Origin of the sequence: Streptomyces spiramenti, assembly GCF_012034385.1 — a bacterium.
GTDB lineage: Bacteria > Actinomycetota > Actinomycetes > Streptomycetales > Streptomycetaceae > Streptomyces > Streptomyces spiramenti.
Window position 1 is genome coordinate 41,679 of sequence record NZ_JAAVJB010000014.1, and the last position, 7,032, is coordinate 48,710.

General features: G+C 73.5%; 8 protein-coding genes. 7 read left to right on the top strand and 1 reads right to left on the bottom strand.

Going from position 1 to position 7,032, the window contains the following annotated elements; genetic code table 11:
• The first annotated feature begins 180 nt into the window (after positions 1-180).
• From HCJ92_RS03655 to HCJ92_RS03685, 7 genes are all read left to right on the top strand, one after another.
• Entirely contained in the window at positions 181-945 is a 765-nt protein-coding gene (locus HCJ92_RS03655; protein ID WP_209310681.1) for a TetR family transcriptional regulator, read from the top strand.
• 107 nt (positions 946-1,052) lie between these two features.
• Entirely contained in the window at positions 1,053-2,045 is a 993-nt protein-coding gene (locus tag HCJ92_RS03660; protein WP_167931926.1) for an aldolase/citrate lyase family protein, read from the top strand.
• A gap of 337 nt (positions 2,046-2,382) precedes the next feature.
• Complete coding sequence (locus tag HCJ92_RS03665) at positions 2,383-3,030, top strand: phosphatidylserine decarboxylase (protein ID WP_167931927.1); 648 nt, start codon at positions 2,383-2,385, stop codon at positions 3,028-3,030.
• Positions 3,017-3,865 carry a CDP-diacylglycerol--serine O-phosphatidyltransferase gene (pssA, locus tag HCJ92_RS03670; protein WP_209310682.1) on the top strand — a complete coding sequence of 283 codons (849 nt, stop codon included), beginning with the start codon at positions 3,017-3,019 and terminating at the stop codon, positions 3,863-3,865. The genes HCJ92_RS03665 and pssA overlap by 14 nt, the downstream gene beginning before the upstream one ends.
• 169 nt (positions 3,866-4,034) lie before the next feature.
• Positions 4,035-4,679 carry an MBL fold metallo-hydrolase gene (locus tag HCJ92_RS03675; protein WP_167931928.1) on the top strand — a complete coding sequence of 215 codons (645 nt, stop codon included), beginning with the start codon at positions 4,035-4,037 and terminating at the stop codon, positions 4,677-4,679.
• 73 nt (positions 4,680-4,752) lie between these two features.
• Entirely contained in the window at positions 4,753-5,544 is a 792-nt protein-coding gene (locus tag HCJ92_RS03680; protein WP_167931929.1) for an exodeoxyribonuclease III, read from the top strand.
• A 63-nt stretch (positions 5,545-5,607) separates the two neighbouring features.
• Entirely contained in the window at positions 5,608-6,042 is a 435-nt protein-coding gene (locus HCJ92_RS03685; protein ID WP_245240546.1) for a DUF6278 family protein, read from the top strand.
• A gap of 44 nt (positions 6,043-6,086) precedes the next feature.
• Here HCJ92_RS03685 and HCJ92_RS03690 read toward each other — a convergent pair whose 3' ends face one another.
• The gene (locus tag HCJ92_RS03690) at positions 6,087-6,926 is read right to left on the bottom strand and encodes a GntR family transcriptional regulator (protein ID WP_167931930.1); all 840 of its coding nucleotides are present in this window, start codon (positions 6,924-6,926) and stop codon (positions 6,087-6,089) included.
• Positions 6,927-7,032 lie beyond the last annotated feature (106 nt).

Genomic DNA, 7,032 nt, shown 5'->3' on the forward strand with positions numbered 1-7,032 from the left:
GTCCGGACCGGCGGCAAATCTACCGGGCGCCCCGCCCCGGCGGAAAACCGCGGGCGGCTCCCGCGGGCAGGGGAGGACCGGACGGCGCCCCGCACGCCCGACCGGGCGTCCGTCGCCCCGGCTCGGCGGACCGGACGGACACCACCACGGGCGGCGACGCCGATACAGTACGTTCGCTCCATGGCCCATCCGGTGAAGTCCCCGCGCCCGCAGCCCGCCGCTCAGCGCCTCAAGGTGCGCCGACAGCTCGCGGCCGCCGCCATGGAGCTGTTCACCACCAGAGGCTACGAGGCCACCACGGTCGACGAGATCGCCGCTGCCGCCGGCGTCGCCCGGCGGACCTTCTTCCGGCACTTCCGGTCCAAGGAGGAGGCGATCTTCCCGGACCACGACGACACCCTGGAGCGCGCCCGCGCCGTCCTGGAGGCCGCGACCCCCGGCGAGAACCCGGTGGACACCATCTGCCGCGGCATCAAGGAGGTCATGCGGATGTACACCGCCTCCCCCTCGGTGTCCGTCGAGCGCTACCGGCTGACCCGCGAGGTGCCGGCACTCCGGGAGCGGGAGATCGCCTCGGTCGCCCGCTACGAGCGGCTGTTCACCCGCTACCTCCTCAGCCGGTTCGACGAGGACTCCCCCAACGGCGACGAGCCGCTGCTCGCCGAGGTCGCGGCCTCCTCCGTGGTGACCGCGCACAACCACGTACTGCGGCGGTGGCTCCGCGGCGGCGGCGAGGGGGACGTCGCCGCCGAACTCGACCACGCCTTCGCGATCGTGCGGCGCACCTTCGGCACACTGCCCGCCTTCACCGGACGCGCCCCCGGCGCGGCGCCGGAACGGGCCCCGGCGGGCGCCGGCCAGGTCCTCGTCACGGTCGCCACCACCGACGCGCCACTCCCGGAGCTGATGCGGACCATCGAACGCGCGCTCCAGCAGCACGGCTGACCACGCCCCGCTCCCGCGGCGTCCCGCCCGCCCTGCGACCCTGTGACCCACCCGCCGTCCACCGACCGTGACGGCGGGGCACCGCACCACCACGACGGAGGAACCCCGTGCCAGTCGTCCCCGAGGAAACCCCGCCCGCCGCGGCCTCGCCCCGCCGCGCGCGCCGTTCCTGTCTGGCCGTCCCGGCGTCCAACCCGCGGTTCGTGGAGAAGGCGCAGACACTCCCCTCCGACCACTTCTTCCTCGACCTGGAGGACGCCTGCGCCCCCCCGGTCAAGGAGGACGCCCGCCTCGCGGCGGTGACCGCCCTCAACGAGGGAGACTGGGCGGACCGTACCCGCACCGTGCGGATCAACGACTGGACCACCCACTGGGCGTACCGCGACGTCATCACCGTGGTGGAGGGCGCGGGTGAGCACCTGGACTGCCTGATCCTGCCGAAAGTGAGCGACCCCCGGCAGGTCTCAGCCCTGGACATGCTGCTGACGCAGATCGAGAAGGGACTCGGTCTGCGGGTCGGCGGCATCGGGATCGAGGCGCAGATCGAGGACGCCCGGGGCCTGGTGGCGGTGGACGCGATCGCGGCGTCCTCCCCTCGGCTGGAGACGCTGGTCTACGGGCCGGCGGACCTGATGGCCTCGGTGAACATGAAGTCGCTGGTGGTGGGCGAGCAGCCCCCCGGCTACCCGGCCGACGCCTACCACTACATCCTGATGCGCATCCTGATGGCCGCGCGGGCCAACGACCTCCAGCCGATCGACGGCCCCTACCTCGCGGTGCGCGACACCGAACGGTTCCGCCTGGCGGCCGGCCGCACCGCGGCGCTCGGCTTCGACGGCAAGTGGGTGCTGCACCCCGCGCAGATCGACGCGGCCAACGAGATCTACTCCCCGACGCAGGAGGACTTCGACCACGCGGAGCTGATCCTGGACGCCTACGCGCACCACACCTCGGTCGCGGGCGGCGCCAAGGGCTCGGTGATGCTGGGTGACGAGATGATCGACGAGGCGAGCCGCAAGATGGCGCTGGTGGTCTCCGGCAAGGGGCGCGCCGCCGGGCTGCGCCGCACGTCCCGGTTCGAGCCGCCCGCGTCGCGCTGAGGACGGCTGGGCGAAGGCCGAGGACGGCGGGTGACACGGCCCGGGTACGGGGCCGACTGGCCGGCACCCGGCCCCGTCACCGGGCGGTAACCACCCGCGACTGTCCGAGAGTCGACGATTGGATGTGATCATGGCCGGGTACGGAGCACAGGAGAGCCGCGAACCGGGCCGAAGGGCCCCATCCGAACGTCCCGAGTGGCGAAAAGTGCACAGCCAGGCCTGCGATGACGGCGCCATGCCCCGCGGCGGCTTGCTCCGTTACCCCTGACAGCCGATAGCATTCCTGGTAATCGCCCGTTCTCTCGGCGCGATCTCCTCCCGCTACGAATGGTCTCCCATGCCCCACCGCTCTCTCTCCGAAGAACCCGGCCGAGTGCGTTTCGCGCGCGGTGCCTCCCCGTGGGTGGTGCCGACCGTCGCCACCGCCGCGCTGAGCCTCGCGAAGGCCCGTCACTCCGGCCGCTGGGCCGCCGTGGCCGTGCCGACGACGGTGCTCGCGGCCGGCATGCTGTGGTTCTTCCGCGACCCCGACCGGGAGATCGCGACCGGCCGGGTGATCTCCCCGGCCGACGGAGTGGTGCAGTCGATCATGCCGTGGGCGGACGGGCGGACCCGGGTCGCGATCTTCATGAGCCCGCTGAACGTGCACGTCAACCGTGCCCCGGTGGCGGGCACCGTCCGTTCGCTGGAGCACGTTCCGGGCGGTTACGTTCCCGCGTTCAACAAGGAGAGCGAGAACAACGAGCGGGTGGTCTGGCACTTCGACAGTGAGCTGGGCGACATCGAGATGGTGCAGATCGCGGGTACGGTGGCACGCCGGATCGTTCCGTACGTGCCGCAGGGGTGCAAGGTCGAGCAGGGTGAGCGCATCGGCCTGATCCGCTTCGGTTCACGTGTGGACGTCTACCTGCCCGAGGGCATCGACCCGGCCGTCGAGGTCGGTCAGCCCACCACCGCGGGGGTGACTCGCCTTGACCGTGATTGACCGCAAGTCCCAGGGCACCTGGGTTCCCGAGGACGACACGGACGATGACGACGACATGCCGCTGTCGCTGCGGCTGTCGATCGCCGACGCACTGACGCTGGCCAACGCGACCTGTGGCTTCCTGGCCGTCTACTTCACCACCTCCGGGGTGCTGATCCCGCACCTGACGGGCACCGGTGACGTGGGCGTCGTGCGCAACAACGCCGCGACCGCCGTACTGCTGATGCTGCTCGCGTCGATCTTCGACCTCTTCGACGGCCTGGTGGCGCGCAAGCTGCGCAGCTCCCCCATGGGCGCGGAGCTCGACAACCTCTCGGACCTGATCAGCTTCGGCCTGGCGCCCGCCTACTTCGTGCTGGTGTGGGGCATGGTCGTCGGTGACATCCACGAGCCGCTGTCGGCGCTGGCCGCGATCGTGGTGCTGCTGGCGGTGATCCTGCGGCTCGCCCGCTTCTCGTGCGTGTCGATGCCCGACGGCGTCTTCCAGGGCATGCCGTGCCCGTTCGGCGCGCTGACCGTGGTCTCGATCGTCCTGCTGGAGCTGCCGTTCGTGCCGACGCTGCTGGCGATCGTCGGCGTGGCGTGGCTGATGGTGAGCCGTGTCGAGTACCCCAAGCCGCGCGGCCCGCTGGCCGGCGCGATGCTCGCGTGGATCACCCTGTGCATGGGCATGCTGACCGCCTGGGCCTTCGACGCCCCCGGCGGCGAGCTGATGCTCCAGACCGCCTGCTCGATGCAGGTGGTGCTCGCGGCGGTCATCCCGCTGTTCGCGACCGCGCGCCGCGTGTACGCCTTCCGTGAGGACCGCCGGGAGGCGCGCGCCGCAGCCCAGTGACACCGCAGCCCGGTGACACCGCGGGCCGCGCCGACGAGGGGCGGTGGGAGGAGACTCCCACCGCCCCTCGCGCGTGCGGCGACCGTCCCGGGGCGACGGGCCCGGGACGCGCGGCCCGAGCTGCTCCGGCGTCCCCCGGCCGGGGGCGGCGCGGGGCACAATGGCCCGCATGGAGTTCACCAAGCAGGGGCACTCGTCCGTACGGCTGAGCCGGGCCGGTCGCAGCCTGGTCGTCGATCCGGGGGCCTTCAGCGAGCCCGACGCGGCGCTGGGGGCGGAGGCGGTGCTCGTCACGCACGAGCACCCGGACCACTTCGACGAGGGCAGGCTGCGCGCGGCGCTGGACGCCGATCCGGCGGTCACCGTCTGGACGCTGCGCAGCGTCGCCGAGCAGCTCGCCGCCGCGTACCCGGGGCGGATCCGTACCGTGGGCAACGGCGACACCTTCGAGGCCGCCGGCTTCTCGGTCGAGGTGCACGGCGAGCTGCACGCGGTGATCCACCCCGACATCCCCCGCGTCACCAACATCGGGTTCCTGGTGGACGGTTCGCTCTTCCACCCGGGTGACGCCCTCACCGTCCCGGGCCGCCCCGTCGAGAACCTGCTGCTTCCCGTCCACGCGCCGTGGAACAAGTTCTCCGAGGTCGTCGACTACGTTCGGGAGGTCTCCCCCACCCGGGCCCTCGCGGTACACGACGGGCTGCTGGCGGAACCGGGGCACGCGGTCTACGGCCGCCAGCTCGGTCCTGCGGGGCCGGGGCTGGGCGGCGCGGAGTACACGCGCCTCATCCCGGGCGGCACGCTCACTCTCTGACCCCGGCCCCGGCCCCGGCCCCGCCGCCCGCACACCGCACGTCCGCTCCCCGCACGTCCGAGGAAGAGAAGCCATGCGTATCGCCACCTGGAACGTCAACTCCATCACCTCCCGTCTGCCGCGGCTGTTGGCCTGGTTGGAGTCCTCGGGTACCGACGTGCTGTGCGTCCAGGAGCTGAAGTGCGGGGACGAGGCGTTCCCGAGCGGCCCGCTGCGCGACCTCGGCTACGAGGCGGCGTCCCACGGCACGGGCCGCTGGAACGGGGTGGCGGTCATCTCCCGCGTCGGGCTGAGCGAGGTCCGCACGGGGCTCCCCGGCGGGCCCGAGTACGACGGCGCGGTCGAGCCGCGTGCCGTCAGCGCGGTCTGCGGGGGCGTGCGGGTCTGGTCGGTGTACGTCCCCAACGGCCGCGAGGTCGACCACCCCCACTACACCTACAAGCTGGAGTGGCTGGCCGCACTGCGCACGGCGGTCGCCGCCGACGCGGCAGGCGGGCGGCCGTTCGCCGTGCTCGGGGACTTCAACATCGCCCCCGCCGACGAGGACGTGTGGGACATCGCGCAGTTCACGGACGCCACGCATGTCACGGAGGCCGAGCGCGCCGCGTTGGCGGCGCTGCGGGAGACCGGACTGCGGGACGTCGTGCCCCGGCCGCTCAAGTACGACCACCCCTTCACCTACTGGGACTACCGCATGCTGGGCTTCCCGAAGAACAAGGGCATGCGGATCGACCTCGTGTACGGCAACGCGCCCTTCGCGGGGGCCGTGTCGGACGCCTACGTGGACCGCGAGGAGCGGAAGGGCAAGGGCGCCTCGGACCACGCCCCCGTCGTGGTGGATCTCGACGTCGAGACCGCCGGCTGATCGACGGAGCCGCGCGCGGCCTCCCGGTGAGCGCCGGGGGGCGGCCGGTGCCACGCTGGGCCGATGAGGTTGTCACGACACCGCCGGCCGGGCCCCGACCGGGCGCACGGTCGCCGGTGGCCGGACGAGAGCGGCGTCACGGAGCTGCTCGCCGAGTGCGAGCTGCTGCGCGAGTACGCGGCTGCGGCCGGGGTCGTCATGGACGACGGCCCCGGGTCCCTGGGCGCGCTCGACCAGCTGCCGCCGCGCTGGCGCGAGGATCCCGCGGAGCGCGAGGAGCTCGGCACGGACGCCGGGCTCTGCCTGGGCACGGTGGTGGTGCGCAGCGTCGCGGGCGCCCGCTGGGGGCGCGACGACGCCGGGCTGCCGGTGGTGGTCCTCGCCACCGGCCGGGAGGTGGACGTGGTCGGCTGCGGGCGGCTCTGGGCGGAGCACGGCAGCCCGGGGCTGGCGCAGGTCCACGCGGAGGCCGCGGAACACCGTGGCAGGGACGGCTGACGCAGCCGGCATCGGACCGGGCGGGCGGGGGCAGCAAGCGGGGGTCAGCGGGCGACGGCGGGGTGGGGCGCCGCGAGGTCGATCGGGTACTCCAGCCGCCAGCGGTCGCCCCGGACCACGGTGTCAGAGGTCTCCACGGGGCGCCGGTGGTCGTCGTAGTGGGTTCGTTCCACGACGGTCAGGGACTGGCCGGGGGAGCAGCCGAGCGCCTCCGCCTCGGTGGGCGACGCGGGGCGGGAGCCCACCGCCTCCCTGGCCCGCACCACCCGGATCCCGATGGCGGCGAAGCGCCCCGGGACCCCGCAGCGGGCATAGGGGCCACGATCGGGCAGTTCCACCTCGGTGCCGCCGGTCAGGGCGAGGGGCTCCCAGCTGACGGAGAGCTGGAGCGGGCGCCGGTCGGCGAGGAACTCGTACGCGGTGCGGACGACGGGCGCCCCGGCCCCGAGTGCGAGGCGCTCGGCGACGAGCGGTGGGGCGTTACCGGTGGTCGAGGTGGCCTCCCACGCCAGATGCGGGGTGGCCTCCGGCGGCCCGGACGGGCCGCCGGTCGGCGGCTGCAGGGCGTCGTCCCCGGTGTCGCTCACCCCGCAGGCCAGCACCAGGCGGGCGGCGAGCGGGGTGTCCACGGAGTGCGGCGCCCTCACCAGCGCGCCGATGGGCACGCGGTCGCTGACGAAGACGCCCCGACCGAACTGGCCGTGGGCGTAGCCGGCCGCCTTCAGGACGCGGACCGCGCGGTCGACCGTCTGGTCACTGGCGTCGTAGGCGCGCCGGAGCTCGGAGCGCGAGGGGATGCGCGACCCGACGGGGAGAGTGCCGTCGTCGATCCTGCGGCGCAGGTCGTCTGCGATCCGTTGGTAGACGGGGCGGGCGTCCGTCATGCTGCTCCTCGCACACTCTCGGCGACGCGCCGGCCGCGGGCCGACCGAGGAGTCAGCGTACGTTACGGGCCGTCAGGCCCCCTTACTCGTCGTGAGCCCGCCGCGC